The sequence below is a fragment of the Delftia sp. DS1230 genome (assembly GCF_040112715.1).
Taxonomy (GTDB): Bacteria; Pseudomonadota; Gammaproteobacteria; order Burkholderiales; family Burkholderiaceae_C; genus Comamonas; species Comamonas tsuruhatensis.
The window spans coordinates 3,964,045-3,984,189 of record NZ_CP157763.1; the positions used below are offsets into that span (position 1 = coordinate 3,964,045).

15 protein-coding genes are annotated in these 20,145 nt (G+C 68.7%); 11 read left to right on the forward strand and 4 right to left on the reverse strand.

From position 1 onward, the window contains the following. Positions 1-33 precede the first annotated feature (33 nt). The 9 genes from AAN986_RS17840 to AAN986_RS17880 all read left to right on the forward strand — a co-directional run bounded on the left by AAN986_RS17840 (position 34) and on the right by AAN986_RS17880 (position 12,143). Complete coding sequence (locus tag AAN986_RS17840; protein WP_047217216.1) at positions 34-1,755, forward strand: glycosyl transferase family protein; 1,722 nt, start codon at positions 34-36, stop codon at positions 1,753-1,755. Next, positions 1,752-4,619, forward strand: a complete 2,868-nt coding sequence (locus AAN986_RS17845; RefSeq protein ID WP_047217215.1) for a tetratricopeptide repeat protein — start codon at positions 1,752-1,754, stop codon at positions 4,617-4,619. Before AAN986_RS17840 ends, AAN986_RS17845 begins: the two co-directional genes overlap by 4 nt. A gap of 54 nt (positions 4,620-4,673) precedes the next feature. Continuing rightward, entirely contained in the window at positions 4,674-5,726 is a 1,053-nt protein-coding gene (locus AAN986_RS17850) for a hypothetical protein (protein WP_016449886.1), read from the forward strand. 3 nt (positions 5,727-5,729) lie between these two features. Next, a complete protein-coding gene (locus tag AAN986_RS17855; protein WP_047217214.1) occupies positions 5,730-6,863 on the forward strand; it encodes a cell division protein FtsQ in 1,134 nt (377 codons plus the stop codon). Positions 6,864-6,876: 13 nt separating this feature from the next. Continuing rightward, positions 6,877-8,457, forward strand: a complete 1,581-nt coding sequence (locus tag AAN986_RS17860) for an MBOAT family O-acyltransferase (RefSeq protein ID WP_047217213.1) — start codon at positions 6,877-6,879, stop codon at positions 8,455-8,457. 22 nt (positions 8,458-8,479) lie between these two features. Further along, entirely contained in the window at positions 8,480-8,719 is a 240-nt protein-coding gene (locus AAN986_RS17865) for an acyl carrier protein (protein WP_016449889.1), read from the forward strand. Between the two features lie 69 nt (positions 8,720-8,788). Next, positions 8,789-10,252 carry an AMP-binding protein gene (locus AAN986_RS17870; protein WP_047217212.1) on the forward strand — a complete coding sequence of 488 codons (1,464 nt, stop codon included), beginning with the start codon at positions 8,789-8,791 and terminating at the stop codon, positions 10,250-10,252. Positions 10,253-10,269: 17 nt separating this feature from the next. Then, positions 10,270-10,971: an alginate O-acetyltransferase AlgF gene (locus tag AAN986_RS17875; RefSeq protein ID WP_349335428.1), complete on the forward strand. Its 702-nt coding sequence runs from the start codon at positions 10,270-10,272 to the stop codon at positions 10,969-10,971. A 26-nt stretch (positions 10,972-10,997) separates the two neighbouring features. Beyond that, positions 10,998-12,143: an acyl-CoA dehydrogenase family protein gene (locus tag AAN986_RS17880; protein WP_016452419.1), complete on the forward strand. Its 1,146-nt coding sequence runs from the start codon at positions 10,998-11,000 to the stop codon at positions 12,141-12,143. 16 nt (positions 12,144-12,159) lie between these two features. Here AAN986_RS17880 and AAN986_RS17885 read toward each other — a convergent pair whose 3' ends face one another. From AAN986_RS17885 to iolD, 4 genes are all read right to left on the reverse strand, one after another. Then, on the reverse strand, positions 12,160-13,134 hold the full coding sequence (locus tag AAN986_RS17885; RefSeq protein WP_016449893.1) for a DUF4434 domain-containing protein: 975 nt from the start codon (positions 13,132-13,134) through the stop codon (positions 12,160-12,162). A gap of 135 nt (positions 13,135-13,269) precedes the next feature. Then, on the reverse strand, positions 13,270-14,367 hold the full coding sequence (locus AAN986_RS17890; protein ID WP_047217210.1) for a porin: 1,098 nt from the start codon (positions 14,365-14,367) through the stop codon (positions 13,270-13,272). Between the two features lie 44 nt (positions 14,368-14,411). Next, positions 14,412-15,338, reverse strand: coding sequence for a myo-inosose-2 dehydratase (gene iolE, locus AAN986_RS17895; protein WP_047217209.1), 927 nt, complete (start codon positions 15,336-15,338; stop codon positions 14,412-14,414). Positions 15,339-15,419: 81 nt separating this feature from the next. Beyond that, on the reverse strand, positions 15,420-17,303 hold the full coding sequence (gene iolD / locus AAN986_RS17900; RefSeq protein ID WP_047217208.1) for a 3D-(3,5/4)-trihydroxycyclohexane-1,2-dione acylhydrolase (decyclizing): 1,884 nt from the start codon (positions 17,301-17,303) through the stop codon (positions 15,420-15,422). 219 nt (positions 17,304-17,522) lie between these two features. On the opposite strand from iolD, the gene AAN986_RS17905 reads away from it, so the two are divergent. Both AAN986_RS17905 and AAN986_RS17910 read left to right on the forward strand, forming a co-directional pair. Beyond that, on the forward strand, positions 17,523-18,509 hold the full coding sequence (locus AAN986_RS17905; protein WP_156179755.1) for a sugar ABC transporter substrate-binding protein: 987 nt from the start codon (positions 17,523-17,525) through the stop codon (positions 18,507-18,509). 79 nt (positions 18,510-18,588) lie between these two features. Next, positions 18,589-20,139, forward strand: coding sequence for a sugar ABC transporter ATP-binding protein (locus tag AAN986_RS17910; RefSeq protein WP_034364969.1), 1,551 nt, complete (start codon positions 18,589-18,591; stop codon positions 20,137-20,139). The last annotated feature ends 6 nt before the right edge of the window (positions 20,140-20,145 follow it).

A 20,145-nucleotide genomic window follows, 5' to 3' on the forward strand; every position in this document is an offset into this window, starting at 1 on the left:
GAGCCACGATGACGACGGCATGAGGCGATCACCATGATCTCTTCCCTCTACTGGCCCTACCTGGTGGCCGACTACTACCACGCGCTGGAGATCACCAGCGCCGTGGTGGCCGTCGTCATCCTGCTGTCCAGCATCGACGACCTGTTCATCGACGCCTGGTACTGGGTGCGCGAGGCCTGGCGCGCGCTGACCGTCAAGCGCCGCTACCAGCCGCTCAAGGCACAGCAGTTGCAGGAGGTCGAGGAAAAGCCGCTGGCCATCATGGTGCCGGCCTGGCTGGAGTACGACGTGATCGCGCCCATGCTGGAGAGCATGGTGGGCACGCTGGACTACAAGAACTACATGATCTTCGTGGGCACCTACCGCAATGACGAGCGCACCAAGAACGAGGTCGAGCGCATGCGCCGGCGCTACCGCCAGCTGGTCCGCGTGGAGGTGCCGCATGACGGCCCCACCTGCAAGGCCGACTGCCTCAACTGGATCGTGCAGGCCATCTTCCAGCAGAACACGCTGCAGCCCGAGCCCTTTGCCGGCGTGATCCTGCACGACAGCGAGGACGTGCTGCACCCGCTGGAACTCAAGTACTACAACTACCTGCTGCCGCGCATGGACTTCATCCAGTTGCCCGTGACCTCGCTGGAGCGCGAGTGGTACGAGCTGGTGGCCGGCACCTACATGGACGAATTCGCCGAATGGCACACCAAGGACCTGGTGGTGCGCGAGAGCATGTCGCACATGGTGCCCTCGGCCGGCGTGGGCACCTGCTTTTCGCGCAAGGCGATGGAGGAACTGGCCGCCGAGACCCACAACCAGCCCTTCAACACCGACACGCTGACCGAGGACTACGACATCGGCGCGCGGCTGGCGCGCCGGGGCATGAAGCAGATCTTCGGCAAATTCCCCGTGGACTACGTGATACGGCGCAAGCCGCTGTTCGGGCTGGGCAAGGAAAAGGTGTCCACCCTCACCATGCCGCTGGGCATCCGCGAGTTCTTTCCCAACACCTTCAAGACCGCCTACCGGCAAAAGGCGCGCTGGACACTGGGCATCGGCCTGCAGGGCTGGAGCCAGGTCGGCTGGGCCGGGCCGCTGTCCACCAAGTACCTGCTGTTCCGCGACCGCAAAGGGCTGGTGACCTCCTTCGTGGCCATCCTGGCCTATCTGCTGCTGCTGAACTTCCTGGTCTTCCTGCTGGCCGACCACATGGGCTGGTGGACGGTCTACTACCCCTCCCTGTTCGCCCCCAATGGCTGGCTGGTGACGCTGATGAGCGTCAACGTCGTCGCCCTGCTGCTGCGCGTGGTGCAGCGCGCCTGGTTCGTCTCGCGTCTGTACGGCTGGGAGCACGCCTTGCTGTCCGTCCCGCGCATGGTGATCGGCAACTTCATCAATGCCATGGCAGCGGCGCGCGCCTGGAAGCTGTTCATCGCCCACCTGGTCACGGGCAAGCGCCTGGCCTGGGACAAGACCATGCACGACTTCCCCTCCACAGACCAGTTGGTGCACCAGCGCCAGCGCCTGGGCGAGCTGCTGCTGTCCTGGCAGGCCATCGACGAAACCCGGCTGGCCAGCGCGCTGGAGATCCAGCGGCGCGAACGCCGCCCGCTGGGCGCCATCCTCATGGAGCAAGGCTGGCTCGACGAGGCCACGCTGCGCGAGGCCATCAGCTTCCAGCAGGGGGAGCCCACCGATCCCCCGGCACATCCCGGCTTGGCCGCAACAGGCAATCCAAGCACACCAAGGGCCGGCATATGAAGCGTCTCGCAACCCTCGTTCGCCCACTCACCCTGGCCGCCCTGCTGGGCGCCGGCTGGAACGCGCCGCCGGCCTGGCCGCAGGCCGCAGCAGCCGTCAAGGCCGAGGCGCCGCTCAGGGGCCGCGCATGGCAGCTGGCCAACCAGGCCTATGCCCACTACCAGGCCGGCCGCTTTGCGCGGGCCGCCAGCGCCGCCGCATCGGCCATACAGCTGCGCCCCGACCTGCTGCGCCTGCGCATGCTGCTGATCTACTCGCTGCAAAGGCAGGGCAAGAACGAGGAAGCGCTCAAGGCCATCGCCTCGGCCCGCGCCGCCGGGATGGACGAGGCCACGCTGCAGCAGGCCGAGACGAATGTGCGCGCGGCTGCGGCAGGCGGGGCCGCCGCAGGTGGCGGCGCGGCCACGGCCTCCGAGGCCTACAACAAGGCCTTTCCCATCGCCACCGAGGCCTACGCCGACTACAACGCCAGGAACTACGCAGACAGCGCGCGCAAGGCCGAGCAGGCCTTTCGCCTGGACCCCACGCAAGGCCAATGGGCATTGCTGTGGATTGGTGCGCTGGAAGCCCAGGACCAGCTGGGCGCCGCCATCGAGGCCGCAGATGCCGCCCTGTCCCTGGACCCACCCAACAAAAGCGACCTGGTGGCCAAGCGCCAGACCCTGCGCCGCAGCCAGGCCGTGCTGCCCGCGCAAAAGGCCTACCAGGCGCTGATCGCCAACAACCCGGCGCAGGCCGTGCCCTTTGCGCGCGAGGCCGTGGCGCTGGCGCCGGGAACGGCATCGCACCGCTTGCTGCTGATCACCTCGCTCATGCTGGCCGAGCAACTGCCCGACGCGGAAAAGGCTGCCGACGAGGCGCTGGCGCAGGACAACGAAGACACAGCGGCGCTGGGCATGCGCGGCTACATACGCCAGCGCCAGGGCAAGACCACGCTGGCCAACGAGGACTTCGACGACGTGCTCAAGCAGGACTGGCTGGACGAAAAGCAATCGGCCAACCTGCGCCTGATCGCGGCCGACGCAGCCCTGGCTGCGGGCGATGCGGCACGCGCCCGCGCGCTGCTGGCGCCCATGCCGGCGCAGGATGAAGCCGTGGCCCGCCGCCTCAAGCAAGCCGATGGGCTGCGCCCGGGCCGCGACACGCCCATGGTGGCCGATACGCGCGGTGCCTCGCAGACCCTGGCCATGGCCGACTACCCGCCGCCGCTGCAGGACTGCCGCGACACGCCCTACGGAACGGTCTGCGAGCTGCAGCCCTCCGATGCCCAGGGCGCAGGCGGCCCCAGCGCCCAGGCCTATGCGGCCTACGCGCGCCAGGACTACAAGGCCGCCATCGAACATGCGCAAACGGCCGTGGAGCAGGACCCCGACAACGAGCAGCTGCAAAAGCTGCTGACCACCACGCTGGCCGCAGGCAACCGCGACCAGCAGGGCCAGGCCCTGCTGCGGCTGGACAAGTCCCTGTCCCTCACCCCCAACGACGCCCAGCTGCTGATGCAGCGCGGCTACCTGTACTCGCGCCAGGAAGAGCCGGCCAAGGCGCTGCAGGATTTTCGTGCCGCCCGCGCCACGGGCGAGGCACCTGCGGGCGCCATGCTGGACGAGGGCTATGCCCTGGCCGGCACCGGCGACAGCCGGGGCGCCGTGCGCACCTTCAAGGAAGCCATCGACCTGGACGATGCCGGCACCGCCAAGCTGACGCCGGGCCAGCGCGAGAACGCGCGCAGCGCCGTCTCCGGCTACTCGCGCGAATGGGGCGCCATCGTCTCCCTGGGCTACCGGGGCGCGCGGCCTGCGGGGCGCGCATTCTCGGACGGCATCCTCACCCAGGCCGGCGACGCCGTCTTCGGCACGGCCGAGGCCTACTGGCGCCCGTCCAACTTCCTCAACTCATCGACGCGCATCTTCGATGTCTACGGACGGCTGGGCAGCACCTTGCATGACGGGGGCGGCACCACGCTGGGCCAAAGCGCCATCGACCCCTGCACGGGCCTGCCCATCAATGTGCAGGCAGGCGACAACCGCGGCATCTCGGGCCTGCCCACCACCACGGGCTCGCTGGGCATGCGCTTCACGCCGTCCACCAAGTACGCGCTGACCTTTGGCATAGAGCGCCAGTTCAACATCGGCTCCGCCACGCGCTCGGGCTTCATCACGCCTGAATCGCCCCAGCTGCGCTGCCTGATGAGCGGGCGCGATCCGCTCAACCCCACGGGCCCGGCACTGGGCAATCCCATCTTGGCCAAGTACAGCGCGGGCGCGGGCCAGGGCGGCTGGCTGGCCTATGTCACCCACGGCTTCTACGAGGGCACGGGCCGGCGCACGGACCGCTCCAGCTGGTTCACCATGGAAGGCTACAGCCAGGCCGGCTATGCCAACCAGAGCATGGCCTCGCGCTTCACGCTGACAGACCAGACCAATGGCGCCGTGGTGGGCGACGGCTCGGGGCGCTACAAGCGCGAGCAATGGTTCTTCTCCACCGAGGCCCGCATCGGGCGCAGCTTCCGCGCCGACGGCATCAACCAGGGCCTGGTGATCTTCCCGTTCGGCGTGGTCGCGGCCGACTGGATCAAACAGAGGAACCGCGTGCAAGTGCGTTCCCTGCAGGCCGCCCCTGGCGCCACGCCCACCGCAGCCCAATTGGCCGCCCAGCAGGGACAGACCCTGGCCCTGCAAGGCAATGGCAGCAGCTGGTCGGCCAGCGCCGGCGTGGGCATCAGCCTGCGCCAATGGTTCCGCGAAAGCCACTACAGCACGGCCCAGTCCTATCTGGACTGGTCCATGCAGTACCGCTTCAACATCGGCGGCGGCCAGGCCGACCGCGCCAAGGGCCTGTTCATGACGCTGACGCTGTCCTATTGAAAGCCCCGCCCCGCCGCCGCCACCACACAGACAAGAGAAAAGGAGAAAGCTCCCATGGATTCGACCAAGCAAGCACCCCGCCCCGCCCTGCACGGACTGCGCTCGGGCATGGCGCGCGCCGCACGCGGGCTGGCCGGCTGCGCCCTGGTGCTGGGCGCGCTGGCAGCGCAGGGAACGGCACAGGCACAGGCACAGGCACAGGCACAGGACAGCTCCTCCATCGTTCTCAGGGGCAAGGACGGCTGGCTGTTTCCGGGCTGGGGCAGCCTGACCCAGGTGGACCGCGCCGGCATCACGGAATCCACGCGGCTGATCACCGAGGCGCGCAACCTGCTGGCCGCGCGCGGCGTGAAGCTGCAGGTGCTGCTGCTGCCCGACAAGGTGCGCTTCTACGCTGACAAAATGCCCGATGGCAAGGCCATGAGCGCCGATGTCCAGGGCCGCTACAAGCAGGTGCTGCAGGCGCTGCAGGGCGCAGGCATTCCCAGCTTCGACGACGAGGCCGTGCTGCGCACCGTGCGCGACAGCGGCAAGGACGTGTTCTACCGCACCGACCAGCACTGGACCCAGGCGGCGGCCGACGCCACGGCCGAAGCCACGGCCCGCATGGTCCAGGGCGAGGTGCCCCAGCTGGCGGGCCGCGCCGGCAGCGGCCTGGCCCTGGGCGACACCGTCACCGAGCGCCGCTATGGCGACCTGGCCGAGCTCTTTCTCACCGCCGAAGAGCGCAAGCAGGTGGGCCGCGAGGTCTATACCGTGCGCCGCCAGGCCCCCGCCAAGGGCCTGCTCGACGACGAGCCCGCGCCTGTCCATGTGACGGGCCACAGCATGGTCCAGCCCTACTTCGGCTTTCCGCAAAAGCTCTCCAGCCTGCTGGACCGCCCCGTCTCGCTGAACTGGAAGCCCGGCAACGTGGGCCAGTGGACCATGCTGCTGGAATATCTGGAGTCACCTGCCTTCAAGGCCCACAAGCCCCAGGTGCTGGTGTGGCAGATGTTCGAGCCCACCTACAGCTACGGTCCCAACGCGGCCGGCCAGTGGGACAACGCCTCCCTCATGCCCAGCGCCACCTGGCTGGAGCGGCTGCGCGCCGCACTCAAGGGCTGACCCGTGGACCAAGCCGCGCAAGACCTGCAAACCGACAAGGGCCACCGGCGCAATGCCTGGATCTGGGGCGCCCTGCTGCTGTCGGGCCTGGCCTGGGGTGGCTGGTCGCTGGCCCGCCACGGCCCCAAGGCCGGCGAGCTGCAGCTGTCGGCCTGGCTCGATGGCCGCGCGGGCACGGCGCTGAACAAGGGCCTGCGCCTGCCTGCGCAGTCCTCGCTGGAAACCGGCCAGGCCGCGCTGCGCTATCGCCTGCTGGGCGATACGGGCGCGCAGGTGGCCCTGGGCTGCCCGCAGTGGATGTTCTACCGCGACGGCCTGCGGCCCCAGCCCGGGGTAGGCGCCGCGCCCTTCGAGGCGCGCCAGCGCCTGCTGCGCCACTGGACACGGCAGTTGCAGGACAAGGGCATTGCCACCCTGGTGGTGGCCGTGCCCGACAAGTCGCGCATCGAGGCCGACCAACTGTGCGGCCTGCCCGTGGCCCCCGTGATGCTGCAGCGCCTGGACCTGTGGCAGCAACGCCTGCAGGCCGACGGCATTGCCTTTGCCGACCTGCGCCCCGCCCTGCAGGCCCAGAAGCAGACGCAGCCCGTGTTCTTTCGCACCGACGTGCACATGAACGCCGAGGGCGCACGCGCCGCCGCCCTGGCCGTGGCCCGGGCCGCGCTGCCGCTGCTGGGCGGGCAGCGCGGCAGCCAGGCCTTCGAGGAGTCTGCACCCGGGCCGCTGCAGCCCTTGCCCGGCGACCTGCTGGCCCTGGCCGGCCTGGCCGACGCACCGGCAGGCTGGCGCCCGCAGCGCGACGAAATACGCCCCCAGGCCATCACCCCCGTGCGCGGCGGCGGCCTGCTGGACGAGACGCCGCCCGTGCAGGTGCTGCTGGCCGGCAGCTCCAACGGCCTGCGCAGCAATTTCGCGCCACAGCTGGGCCGCGCGCTGGGCCATGAAGTCTGGAACCTCAGCATGGATGGCGGCCAGTTCAGCGGCGCCATGGTGTCCGCCCTCAAGCGCCGCGCCTCCTGGCCGGCCAGCCTGCGGCTGGTGATCTGGGAGTTCTCGGAAAACACCTTGTCCCTGCCCCTGACGGATGATGAAAAAGCGGCGCTCAAGGAGCTGGACGCCGCCTCCCCGCCTGCGTGAAACCGCCCGCTACATGCTGTTCAACTCCTATCTTTTCCTGCTGCTGTTCCTGCCCATCGCGCTGGCGGGCCACTACCTGGCCGGCGCCATCAGCCTGCGGCTGGCCGCGTTCTGGCTGTGCCTGACGTCCTTCGTCTTCTATGGCTGGTGGAACCCGCAGTTCGTCGCCCTGCTGGCCCTGTCCATTGCCTTCAACTACGTGGTGAGCCGGCTGATCCTGCGCTTTGCCGGCCATGCGCGGCTGCAGGGGCTGGTGACTGCGCTGGGCGTGGGCGCGGACCTGGCGGCACTGTTCCACTACAAGTACTTCGCCACGCTGTTCAACTTCCTGGGCGAATGGGGGCTGACGCAGGGCGGCATGCACGAGCTGATCCTGCCCCTGGGCATCTCGTTCTTCACCTTCACCCAGATCGGCTACCTGCTGGACTGCCGCTCGGGCATCGTCAAGGAACGCAGCCTGCTCAGCTACGTGCTGTTCGTCACCTTCTTCCCGCACCTGATTGCCGGGCCCATCCTGCACCACAAGGAAATGATGCCGCAGTTCGCGCAGCCGGATAACTACCGGTTCCGCGCGGACAACCTGTCCATCGGGGGCACGCTGTTCGCGATCGGCCTGGCCAAGAAGGTGCTGCTGGCCGACGAGATCGCACCCTATGCGGACGCCGGCTTCGCCGCGCCCGGCGAGCTGCAGTTCTGGGCCGCCTGGGGCGCCAGCCTCAGCTACGCGCTGCAGCTGTACTTCGACTTCTCGGGCTATTCGGACATGGCCCTGGGCCTGGCGCGCATGTTCGGCATCCGTTTCCCGCTGAACTTCAACTCGCCCTACAAGGCCGGCAGCATCATCGACTTCTGGGCGCGCTGGCACATGACGCTGACGCGCTACCTCACGGCCTACCTGTACTACCCCGTGGCCATGGCCATCTCGCGCGCACGCGAAAAGCGCGGCCTGTCCGTGGGCTCCAGCGCCGCGCGCACGCCGGGCGGCTTTGCGGCCACCATCGTCGTGCCCACGCTGTTCACCATGGGGCTGGCGGGCATCTGGCACGGCGCCGGCCTGCAGTACGTGATCTTCGGCCTGCTGCATGCCTTCTACCTGTCGGTCAACCATGCCTGGCGCATCTTCGTGGTCAGCCGCAAGCCGGCCGCCGCCCGCAAATCGGGCCGGGGCGTGCAGGCGCTGTGCGTTGTCATCACCTTCATCGCCGTGCTCATCGCCCAGACCTTCTTCCGCGCCCACGGCGTGGGCGACGCCATGCTGCTGCTCAAGGGCATGGCCGGCCTGCGCGGCGTGGAGGCGCTGGAGTCGCTGTCCCACGTCCAGGGCCTGGCACTGGGCGATGCCATCCGCCTGGCCATAGGCCACCATATGCAGCTGGCCCTGGTGCTGCTGCTGCTGGCCATTGCCTGGTTCACGCCCAATGCCCACCAGATCCTGGGCCGCTTCTCGCCCGCCATGTTCAAGGTGCAGGAGGCGCCCCGGGCCTGGATGCGCTGGCGCCCCAGCGCGGGCTGGACGGCCGTGACCCTGGTCCTGCTCTTCCTGTGCCTGGTCAACCTGCACAAGGAAACCCGCTTCCTGTATTTCCAGTTCTGAAACGCCTGTTGGAGAAAAAAGCATGTCCCACAATGACATCGAAACCAAGATTGCCCAGATCATCGGAGCCATCATCCTGACCTCGGTCGAGCCCGATACGCTGCTGCTCGAATCGGGCCTGGTGGACTCGCTGTCCGCCGTGGACGTGGCCCTGGCCATCGAGAAGGAATTCGGCGTCAAGATACCGCCATCGGAGATCGACCTGCACCTGGAGTCCGTGCAAACGCTGGCGCAGTACGTGGCCGAGCAGCGCAAGGCGTGATGAGACGCCGGCACTGTCGGCCCGGCCTGCGCAGCCATCCCCATCCACCCACCGCCGCAAGGAGCCCGCATGCGATTCAGTTTTGACCGCTTCGACTTCATCGAGCCCGACGCCGGCACGCAGCGGCCGGCCGTCATCGATGCCGCCGGCACGCTGGACTGGCAGCAACTGGCCCAGGCCGTGGCGCAATGGGAGCAGCAGGCGCTGGCGCGCGGCGCTCGCCGCGACGAGCCGCTGCTGATCACGGGGCACAAGGAGACCGCGTTCCTCGTGGCCATCCTCGGCTGCCTGCGCCTGGGCGTGCCCTTCGTGCCGGTGGACGTGATCAACCCGCCCGAGCGCATGGCGCGCATCGCCACGCTGGTGCAGGCCGGCCTGCACTACGACGCCCAGGCCCGCAGCTTCCTGGACACCGGCATCGCCGCGCAGCCGCTGCAGGAAAAATCGCTGGCCTACATCATGTTCACCTCGGGCAGCACGGGCGATCCCAAGGGCGTGCAGATCGGGCGCGAGAGCATGGGCCTGTTCGCCGGCTGGATACGCGACTGCCTGGCCCTGGGCGAGGCGCCGGTGTTCATGGACCAGATGCTGTTCAGCTTCGACTTTTCGCTGTTCAACTGGATGGGCGCCCTGGTCACGGGCGGTGCCTGCGTGCTGTGCGCGCGCGAGACCATTGCCGACCGCCAGGCCTTTGCCGCCTACCTGGCGCGCACCCATGTGAACGTCTGGGCATCCACGCCCTCCTTCGTGCGCCAGCAGCTGCTGGATGCCGACTTCGACCAGCAGCACCTGCCCGACCTGCGCGTCTTCGTCTTCGGCGCCGAATCGCTCACGCCCACCGTGGCCGAGGCGCTGTGGAGCCGCTTTCCCCAGGCGCGCATCATCAACTCCTACGGTCCCACCGAGGCCACCTGCTCCACCACCTGGGTGGAGATCGACCCCGCGCTGCGCCAGCGCGCGCCGCTGCCCTTTCCCATCGGCCGGGCCAAGCCCTATGCCGACGTCTTCCTGGACGAAGGCGAGATCTGCGTGGCCGGCGACCATGTGATGCGCGGCTACCTCAACCGCCCCGACCTGCACGCCACCCGCATGTTCATGCGCAACGGCAAGCGCGGCTACCGCACGGGCGACCTGGGCGAGATCGACGGCGAGGGCCTGGTCACCTTCCACGGCCGACGCGACGACCAGATCAAGATGCACGGCTACCGCATCGAGCTGGCCGAGGTCGATGCCGTGCTGGCCACCCTGCCCGGCGTGCGCGCGGGCGCGGCGGTGGCGCTCAAGCGGCCCGACGGCTTCATCGTGCGCATGATCGGCTTCGTGGACCTGGACCGCAGCGGCCCGCCCGGCATGCACCCCCTGCCCGAAGACCTGGCCGGATGGCGCGAACTGCTGGCCCAGCGCGTGCCGCCCTACATGATTCCGTCGGAACTGCTGGCCTGCCATGGCTTTCCGCTGACCCAGACCGACAAGGCCGACCGCAAGCAACTGGAGCGCATGTACCTCGACTCGCGCTTGCGCCCCGCCCAATGAAACAAGGATCTGCAGGCATGACTTCCGTTTTTTCCGCTGTGAGGCGCCAAGCATTGTTCACCCTGGCCGGGCTGGCGGCCCTGTCCTGCCTGCCTGCAGCGCATGCCGAAGGCACGCTGGCCCAGCTGTACGCCGCGCGCCCCCCCGCAGGCTCGTCCTTCGTGCGCGTGGTCCACCCCGATGCGGGCAGCCTGCGCGTGAAGATCGCCGACGGCCCCGAGCAGACGCTGTCCGGCAGCAAGCCGGCCAGCAGCTACGCCATCGTCAAGGGCGACACGCCCTTTGCCATCCAGCTGGACGGCAAGAGCGCCGGCAGCATGAAGGTGGCGCCGGGCAGCTTCACCACCCTGGTGCCGCAGCGCCAGGGCAAGAACGCGGCCACGCGCTTCACGGCCATCGACGACTCCGGCGGCAGCCAGAATGCGCTCAAGGCAGAGCTGCGTTTCTACAACCTCACCACGGACTGCCCCCAGGGCAGCCTGCAGGTCGCGCCCGCGGGCACGCCCCTGTTCACGGGCGTGGCGCCGGCTGCATCGGCCAGCCGCTCCATCAACCCGGTCAGCGCCCAGCTCAGTGCCAGCTGCGCCAAGGCCGTCAGCGCGCCGCTGGCACTGCCCCAGCTGCAGCCCGGCGACCACTACAGCCTGTTCATGACGGGTACGGCCGCCTCCCCCGTGCTGCGCGGCCAGGCCAGCGCCACCGACACCTATCGCCCCTGACCCAGCCCAAGGAGACCGACACAGACATGCGCACCCGCTCCGTATTGCGTGAAGACCACCTGCTGTTCAAGGAACAGGTGGACCGATTCGTGGCCACCGAGATCCTGCCCCACATCAATGACTGGGAGGCAGAGGGCATCACGCCGCGCGCCCTGTGGCGCAAGGCTGGCGACAGCGGCCTGCTCAATTGCGACCTGCCCCCGCCGTACGGCCAGGGCGGGGACTTCGGCCACGCGGCCGTGGTCATCGAGGCGCTGGCGCGTGCCAACTGCCTGGGCATCGGCTTTTCCATCCACTCCGACATGGTGGCGCCCTATCTCTGGAACTTCGGCACGCAGGTGCAGAAGGACCGCTGGCTGCCGCGCATGGCCACGGGCGAGCTGATCGGCGCCATCGCGCTGACCGAGCCCGGCGCGGGCAGCGACCTCAAGGCCGTGCGCACGCGCGCCCGCCGCAAAAGCGAGAGTGAAGGCGGCGGCTACGTGCTCAACGGCCAGAAGACCTTCATCACCAACGGCGTCAACGCCGGCCTGATGGTGGTGCTGGCCAGCACCGAGCCCGACCTGGGCGCGCGCGGCCTGTCGCTGTTCGTGGTGGAAGAAGGCATGAAGGGCCTGGGCAAGGGCCCGGCGCTGCGCAAGATTGGCCAGCACAGCCAGGACACCTGCGAGCTGTTCTTCGACGAGCTGCACCTGCCGGCCGACCACCTGCTGGGGCGCGAGAACGCAGCCTTCGAGCATGTGACCCAGGAGCTGGCGCAGGAGCGGCTGGCGATCGCGCTGCGTGCGGCGGCCTCCACCGAAGGCATGCTGGACGAGGCTGCCGAGTTCGTGCGCAACCGCAAGGTCTTCGGGCGCCGCGTGCTCGACTACCAGAACACCCGCTTCAAGTTCGCCGACGCCCTGGCCAGGACCACCATGCTGCGCGTCTTCCTGGACGACTGCCTGGCCCAGCACATGGAAGGCTCGCTGGACTCCGTCACCGCCGCCATGGCCAAGCTCAACGCCACCGAGCTGCAGGGCCAGGTGCTGGACGAGCTGCTGCAGCTGCACGGCGGCTACGGCTACATGGCGGAATATGGCATCGGCCGTGCCTGGGCCGATGCAAGGGCACTGCGCATCTTCGGCGGAAGCAGCGAGATCCTGCGAGAGATCATCGCCAAGCGCTTCTGACCCGGCCGCCTGCCGCTCAGCGCGCGGCGGATTTCCACCCGCGCAGCAGTTGCCGGGCTTCGGGCGTGTCGTTCAGCACCCAGGGATCGATGGCGAAGGCAACGACGCGCTGGGCGCCGTAGTCGCGGGCCACGTCCCATTGGCGACGCACGCGCTCGAAGCTGGCCGTGCGCGCCTGGAAGTCCGAGCCATCGGGCCGCGCGGGCGGCAGTTGCTCGAACAGCTCCACGATGAGATCGAACGGCGCCCTGCGCTCGAGCAGCATCTGCTGCAGCGGCGCCAGCGCCTCGTAATTGCCCAGGCCCGCCACGCCCACGCCGTCCTGCACCATGGGGCGCAGGGACACGCGGTCCAGCAGGATGCTCCACAGCGTGGGCAGGCTGCCCAGGGTCTGCAGCTGGCTGAAATAGGTGGAGATGCCGGGCACCTGGCCGGATGTGGCCGCTGCCGCCTGGGCCAGCGGTTGCAGCGCGCTCACCAGCAGCTCGATGCGCTCGGGCGCGGCCCAGTGGTACTGCTCCAGCTCGTAGGGGATGTACCAGCCGCGAAAGGCCGCATGGCGCGGCCAGGTGCTGGCGTACATGTGGCTGGCGCCCAGCTCGGCGATATGCGCAAGGTAAGGCGCAGGGCCTGCGGCGTTGTCAAGGCTGATCTGCTTCCACCAGCGCTCGTCATAGGGCAGGCCCAGGTGCACGCCCATGCCCAGTTCGGTGCAGATGTCCAGCAGGTCGGCGATCTGCGCGTCGGCCAGCATCCAGCTGTCCGCCTCGGTATCGCCCAGCAGGCCGCTCCATTGCACGAACAGCTCGCGGCAGCCCAGCGCCTGGGTGGCGGCCAGGCGCTGGCGCCATTGGTCGCGCGGCATCTCCAGATGGCTGCGCCACGGCTGCAGGAAACTGCCCGACACGGGCGCCGAGGCCGCGCAACCGACCAGCGAGGCACAGGCGGCGGCCACGCCGGCGCCGAGGAATTCGCGTCTGGACAAATGCATGTTGGGGACGGCCGCAAGGCTGCGTGAAGGCAAGCGCCAAGAATACAGCCAAGCGGCACCGCCCCGCCCCAAGGGGGCCGGCCCAGCGGGGGTTGACCCGGCCGGGCTGAGGGTTGATGCGCGGCAAAGGCGGCTTCAGAACGAGTGCACGACGCCCGCGTAAAGCCCCTGCTGGCCGGAGCCGGGCAGCGGCTTGCCGCTGTTGGCCTCCACCGAGAACGAGGCTGTGCCCCCGTTGGAGAGGGTGCCGACCGTGCCATACAGCATGGTGCGCCGGGAAAGTTGGTAATTGGCACCCAGGCTCAGCAGGCTGGCGCCGCCGCCACTGCGGTTGGCGCGGTAGGCGCCGCCCACCAGCACCAGCGCCGGCGTGGCCTGGTAGTTGGCGCCCATCCAGTAGGTCTGCTGCCTGCGGGCGCCTGCCGGGTTGTCGGCGTCGGCCACCGTCAGGAGGCCTGACCGGATCTGGCTGTAGCCCGTGAACAGCTTGAGGCCGCCCACGCGGTAGGTTGCGCCCACCGTGTAAAGGCGCGATGCCGTGTAGAGCGAACTGAACGCGCCGTTGCCGTCACGGATTTCTTCGTAGAAGGCCTTGAGCACCAGCGGCCCCTGCTCATAGCCCACGCTGGCGGCGGCCTGGCGCCAGGCCCGGGAACGGCCCGCCTCCCCGTTCAGCCCCAGCTGGGTGCGAAACGAGAGCCCGCCCCAGGCCGGCGACTGGTAGCTGATGGCATTGGGGCGCGACCCCCAGGTCCGGTTGCCCTGCAGCGTGCCCGCGCCCATGGCCTGCAGGCCCATGGGGTCCAGCGCCCAGACCTCGCCGTCCGGAATGCCCATGGCCCGGCCCAGCAGCAGCGTGCCGTACGTCTGGCTTCGCAGGCCGACCACCGCATAGCGGCTGAAGAAGCTGTCGCCCACCGTGCCGTCGTCGGCGGAGAACTGGCTTTCGAGATGGAAGACGGCGCTCAGGCCGCCACCCAGGTCCTCGGCCCCGCGCAGCCCCCACCAGGTCGCGCCCCATTGCCCGGCGTGCCGGAGTTGACCGGAAGACCGGCCCGGCCCCTCGGCAATGCGGTTCATATAGTCGACACCGCTGACGATGCGCCCATACAGCGTGACGCTGCCTTGCGCCGCGGCCTGACTGGCTGCGCCGGCCAGCGCCGCAGCGCACAGGCAAGGTACGATGGCCCGGGCCGCAGGGCCCCGCAGGGCGTGGTGGATTGCAGATGTCATGACGTTGTCCTCCCTTGGTTTTCATGCCCAGATGCCGGATGGCCTCAGGCTCCCACCCGCTCCACGAGCGCACTCAGCGTCTCGTAGCCCTTTTTCGCGTATGCGTAGCCGGGCGCGATGGCGGGGTCCTGCTCGGCCTCGACCACGAGCCAGCCCTGGTAGCCGGCGTCCCTGAGCGTGCGCAGCACCGCCTCGAAGTCGAGCGCGCCGTCGCCCGGCACCGTGAAGATGCCGTTGACCACGCCCTGCAGAAAGCTCCAGTCGCCCTGGCGTGCCTGGGCAATCACCTGGGGACGCACATCCTTGCAATGCACATGCGCCACGCGCGCCACATGTTTTTTCAGCAGCGCCGCCGGATCGGCCGCGCCGCCGTAGTAGGCATGGCCGGTATCGAACAGCAGGAAGACCTTGCGCGGATCGGTCAGCGCCATCAGGCGGTCCACATCCTGCGGGGATTCCACCTGGGCGCCCATGTGGTGGTGATAGGCCAGCCGGATGCCGTAACACTCCAGCAGGTGCGCGCCAAAGGCATCCAGCCGCCACGCATAGCGCTGCCAGGCCGCATCGTCGGCAAAGCGCGGGCGCCGGGACACAGGCGTGCCGATCTGCCCCTGGACCGTGCCCGCGCATTCGCCATAGACCACCACGTCGACGCCGTTGTGGCGCAGCCTGTCCATGTGGGGCTTGCAGCGCTCGGCCTCGGCGGCAAGGGCCTGGTCGTCGCTGCCCGCATCGGCCTGCGCCAGAAAGCCCGAGTACCAGCCGGAGACGCAGGCCAGCCCGTACGCGTCGAGCCTGGCCTTGAGCGCGGGGCCGGTTTTCGGAAACTTGTTGCCCAGCTCGAAACCCGCGTAGCCGATCTCGGCGCCCTCCTTCAGTGCCGTGTCCAGCGGCGTATCGCCCCCCAGCGAAGGAAGGTCGTCGTTCATCCAGGACAGGGGATTGATACCGATGCGAACCTTCCAGTTCATGCGAGTCCTCCTTGGGGCAGATAGGCGCCTAGACAGTTAGGCAGATGGGCAGAAGTCGGGCAGGGCGACGGTGGCGCGGCGTCAGCGCCGCTGGCCTGCCTTGTGGTGCAGGTACTCGCGCCGCGCGCCCTGGACCTCGGGGCGGCCCGAGACCTCGGGCACGGCAACCTCCCACCAGGCGCCGCCGTCGGCCGTGGTGCGGTGGTGGGTGGTGTCTATCACCAGCACCTGGCTGCGGCGGGACGCCCGCGCACGCAGCATTTCGCGGCGCAGTTCCTGCACACCGCCCACGTGGACGGCCTCGGCCCCCATGGCAGCGGCGTGGCGGGCGAAATCGATGGACGAGCGCTCGCCGCCCTCGGGCACGCAGTCGTCGAGCATGTTGTTGAAGCTGGCGCCGCCGCAGCGGATCTGCAACCGCTCTATGCAGCCGTAGCCACGGTTGTCCAGCACCACGACGATGATCTTTCGGCCCAGCAGCACCGAGGTGGCCAGCTCGGCGTTGAGCATCATGTAGGAGCCATCGCCCACGACCACGATGACCTCGCGCTCGGGCCTTGCCAGCTTCACGCCCAGACCGCCCGCGATCTCGTAGCCCATGCAGGAATAGGCATAGTCCACGTGGTAGTTGCCCGGCAGGCCGCTGCGCCACAGCTTGTGCAGCTCGGCCGGCAGCGTGCCGGCCGCGCAGACCACGACGTCATTGCGGGCGCTGTCCAGCCCTGCGTCGGCGGCAGACTCGCGCAAGGCCCCGATCACCTCGGCGTCACAGGGCAGCTCGCCCTGGGGCACGTGCAATGTCAGCTCCGCCACGCGCTGTGCCCAGGCTGAGGCCCGGGCGCGCAGCTCTTCGGTCCACCGTGGATCGGCCCGCCAGCCGGCCAATCCTGCACCCAACTGGGCCAGGCCAATACGGGCATCGGCCACCAGTTGGCGGCCACGCTTCCTGGCGGCATCGAAGGGCTGCACGTTCAGGCCCAGCACCGTGGCCTGGCTGTACAGCGCCTGCGAGCCGCTGGTGAAATCCTGCTGCCGCGTGCCGATGGCCAGCAGCACATCGCAGTGCCGGGCCGCGTGGTTGGCAGCCGGCGAGCCGGTCACGCCGATGGCGCCCAGATTGAGGGCATGGTCCCAGGCCAGGCTGCCCTTGCCGGCCTGCGACTCGGCCACCGGCACGCCATGCGTTTCGGCAAACACGCGCAAGGCCTCCCAGGCCTGGCTGTACAGCACGCCGCCGCCCGCCACGATCAGCGGCCTTTTGGCGCAGGCCAGCAAGGCCACGGCCTGCTCCAGCTCGGCGGCATCGGCCGGCGGGCGACGCAGGCGGATCAGCGGCGGGTGGAAGAAATCCAAGGGCCAGTCGAAGGCCTGGGTCTGCACATCCTGCGGCAGCGCAAGGCAGGCGGGGCCGCACTGCGCCGGGTCGGTCATGACCTGGATGGCGCGCGGCAAGGCCGCCAGCAATTGCCCGGGCTGCATGATGCGGTCGAAGTAGCGCGTGACCGGACGCAGGCAGTCGTTGGCGCTCAGATCACCCTGCTCGAAGCTCTCCACCTGCTGCAGGACGGGATCGGGCAGGCGCGAGGCAAAGATGTCCCCGGGCAGCAGCAGCAGCGGCAGGCGCGCCACATGCGCCAGCGCGGCGGAGGTCACCAGGTTGGTGGCGCCGGGGCCGATGCTGGAGGTCACGGCCATCATGCGCTGGCGGAAATGGGTCTTGGCAAAGGCCACGGCCGCATGGGCCATGCCCTGTTCGCTGTGGGCGCGAAAGGTGGGCAGCCTGTGCCTTTCGGCATGCAGGGCCTCGCCCAGCCCGGCCACGTTGCCATGCCCAAAGATGGCGAACACGCCGCCGCAATAGGGCTGGATGGAGGTGCTGCCGTCCGGCTGCACGACCTCGGCCCGCAAGACCGCCAGGTAGCGGACCAGCGCCTGGCTGACGGTCAATCTCACAGTGCTTGTCATGGCTTGCCTTGTCTCCGATGTCCGCCGTTCAGAACATGGCCGAAAGATTAAAACTATTGGAAATTATTTTCCTTAGGTGTAATCACTTAGAAATTAATTTCCAAAATTTCACGGCACGGAACTACAGTTCTCCTCACGGTCCGGTGCAATCCGGTGTGTGGCGAGTCCATGCGGGGCCTGCATGCGCCCCGCTGCCGCTCAGGAACAAGGAGACGAGGGATGAGTAAAAGACACCTGCTGGCTGCCATTGCCGCAGCCCTTCTGGCCGCCCTGCCGTTGCATGGCCAGGCTCAGGCTCAGGCTCAGCCACGGGCAGCGCAGGCCCAGGCCCCGGTGCAGCCCCTCAGGATCGGCGTGGCGATGGCGCTGTTTGACGACACGGGCCTGACCATCCTGCGCAACGGCATCGTCGATGCAGCGAAAAGGCACGGAGCCGGCGTGCAGATCGAGGACGCCAGCAACGACGTGGGCAAGCAGCTGAGCCAGATCCAGAACATGATTGCCCAGCGGGCCGACGCCATCATCGTCAACCCGGTCGATACCGACGCCACGCCCAAGATCACCCGCATGGTGAGCGCCGCCCGGATTCCGCTGGTCTACGTGAACCGCCAGCCCGTGGATTTCGACAAGCTGCCCGCAGGCACTGCCGTGGTCGCGTCCGACGAAAAGCTGTCGGGCACGCTGCAGGCCCGCCAGGTCTGCAAGCTGCTGGGCGGCCGGGGCGACCTGCTGGTGCTGATGGGCGAGCTGTCCAACGATTCGGCGCGCGTGCGCACCCGCGACATCGAGGAAGTGCTGGCGACCCGCGAGTGCGCAGGCATGAAGATCCTGGACAAGCGCGAAGGCAAATGGAGCCGCACGCAGGGCCAGGACATCACCATGAACTGGCTGAGTTCGGGCATGAAGTTCGACGCCATCCTCGCCAACAACGACGAGATGGCGATAGGCGCCATCAACGCGCTGAAGTCGGCCAGGAAATGGACGCCCGACATGATCGTGGCCGGCATAGACGCCACGCCGGACGGGCTGGCGTCCATGAAGAACGGCGACCTCAAGGTCTCCGTCTTCCAGAATCTGGCGGGCCAGGGCGCCAATGCCGTCGATGCCGCCCTGCGCCTGGCCGGCAAGCAGGCCGTGGAGCGCTTCGTGAACGTGCCCTTCGAACTGGTCACGCCCGAGAACATGGACCAGTACGCCAGGCCTTGAGCCGGCCTCGCCTGGTCCGCGTCGCCCCGTCACCCCCGCCCACGCCACCTCTTCACAACCTGTCCTCCAAGGAGTGCCCATGCCCACCGTCTCGCCGGGCAGGCCGCAGGCCGCCCCCTGGCCTGCAGCTTCCCCATCCCCTGCTGGCGACTGGCTTCTGGAAGTGCGTGGCGTGGGCAAGTCGTTTCCCGGCGTCGTGGCACTGGCCGATGTGCAGCTGCGCGTGCGCAGCGCCAGCGTGCATGCGCTGATGGGCGAGAACGGCGCCGGCAAATCCACGCTGATGAAGATCATTGCCGGCATGCATGCGCCCGACCAGGGCGAGATCCGCCTCAGGGGCAGACCCGTCACGCTGCACGGCCCGCTGGATGCGCTGCAGCAGGGCATTGCCATGATCCACCAGGAGCTGAACCTCATGCCCGGCATGAGCGTGGCCGAGAACATCTGGATTGGCCGCGAGCCGCTCAACCGCCTCGGCCTGGTCGACCACCGCCAGCTGCGCCAGCGCACGCAGGCGCTGTTCGACCGGCTGGCCATCGGCATCGATCCCGGGGCCGAGGTGCGCACGCTGACCGTGGCCAGCCGCCAGATGGTGGAGATCGCCAAGGCCGTGTCCTTCGACTCCGAGGTGCTGATCATGGACGAGCCCACCTCCGCGCTCACCGACAGGGAGGTGGAGCACCTGTTTCGCATCATCGGCCACCTGCGCAGCCAGGGCAAAGGCATCGTCTACATCACGCACAAGATGAACGAGCTGTTCGAGATCGCCGACGAGTTCTCGGTGTTCCGTGATGGCCGCTACATAGGCACGCATGCGGCCGCCGACGTCACGCGCGACGACATCATCCGCATGATGGTGGGGCGCGAGATCACACAGATGTTCCCCAAGCAGGACGTGGCCCTGGGCGACGTGGTGCTGTCCGTGGACGGGCTGGGCGTGCAGGGCGTGTTCAGCGGTCTGTGCTTCGAACTGCGCGCCGGGGAAATCCTGGGCGTGGCCGGCCTCGTGGGCTCCGGGCGCTCCAATCTGGCCGAGGCGCTGTTCGGCGTGGTGCCCGCCACCAGCGGCGAGATCCGCATCGACGGCCGGCCGGTGAAGATCGACTCGCCCGCGCAGGCCATGCGGCACGGCATGGCCTTTCTCACCGAGGACCGCAAGGACACCGGCTGCTTCACGGGCCTGGACCTGCAGGCCAACATGGAGATGGCGGTGCTGAGCAGCCGCCATGTGAAGTGCGGCTTCGTCGAGCGGGCTGCGCTGCGCCGCGACTGCGAGCACATGGCGCGCACGCTGCGCATCAAGTCGCCCGGCCTGCATGAACAGATACAGAACCTGTCGGGCGGCAACCAGCAAAAGCTGCTGATCGGCCGCTGGCTGCTGACGCGGCCCCGCATCCTCATCCTCGACGAGCCCACGCGCGGCATCGATGTCGGCGCCAAGGCCGAGATCCACCGCCTTGTCGGCACGCTGGCCGCCGAGGGCGCGGCCGTGCTGATGATTTCCTCGGAGATGCCCGAAGTGCTGGGCATGAGCGACCGCATCCTGGTCATGCATGAGGGACGCATGACGGGCATCGTCGAGCGCAGGGACGCCGACCAGGTACGGATCATGGAACTGGCTTCCCGCTGAGCCGGG

Coding starts and splice junctions, on each gene's coding strand:
- AAN986_RS17870 (WP_047217212.1), top strand. CDS start 8,789: ATGCGATTCAGTTTTGACCGCTTCGACTTCATCGAGCCCGACGCCGGC.
- AAN986_RS17880 (WP_016452419.1), top strand. CDS start 10,998: ATGCGCACCCGCTCCGTATTGCGTGAAGACCACCTGCTGTTCAAGGAA.
- iolD (WP_047217208.1), bottom strand. CDS start 17,303: ATGACAAGCACTGTGAGATTGACCGTCAGCCAGGCGCTGGTCCGCTAC.
- AAN986_RS17850 (WP_016449886.1), top strand. CDS start 4,674: ATGGATTCGACCAAGCAAGCACCCCGCCCCGCCCTGCACGGACTGCGC.
- AAN986_RS17840 (WP_047217216.1), top strand. CDS start 34: ATGATCTCTTCCCTCTACTGGCCCTACCTGGTGGCCGACTACTACCAC.
- iolE (WP_047217209.1), bottom strand. CDS start 15,338: ATGAACTGGAAGGTTCGCATCGGTATCAATCCCCTGTCCTGGATGAAC.
- AAN986_RS17885 (WP_016449893.1), bottom strand. CDS start 13,134: ATGCATTTGTCCAGACGCGAATTCCTCGGCGCCGGCGTGGCCGCCGCC.
- AAN986_RS17910 (WP_034364969.1), top strand. CDS start 18,589: ATGCCCACCGTCTCGCCGGGCAGGCCGCAGGCCGCCCCCTGGCCTGCA.
- AAN986_RS17865 (WP_016449889.1), top strand. CDS start 8,480: ATGTCCCACAATGACATCGAAACCAAGATTGCCCAGATCATCGGAGCC.
- AAN986_RS17905 (WP_156179755.1), top strand. CDS start 17,523: ATGAGTAAAAGACACCTGCTGGCTGCCATTGCCGCAGCCCTTCTGGCC.
- AAN986_RS17875 (WP_349335428.1), top strand. CDS start 10,270: ATGACTTCCGTTTTTTCCGCTGTGAGGCGCCAAGCATTGTTCACCCTG.
- AAN986_RS17860 (WP_047217213.1), top strand. CDS start 6,877: ATGCTGTTCAACTCCTATCTTTTCCTGCTGCTGTTCCTGCCCATCGCG.
- AAN986_RS17890 (WP_047217210.1), bottom strand. CDS start 14,367: ATGACATCTGCAATCCACCACGCCCTGCGGGGCCCTGCGGCCCGGGCC.
- AAN986_RS17845 (WP_047217215.1), top strand. CDS start 1,752: ATGAAGCGTCTCGCAACCCTCGTTCGCCCACTCACCCTGGCCGCCCTG.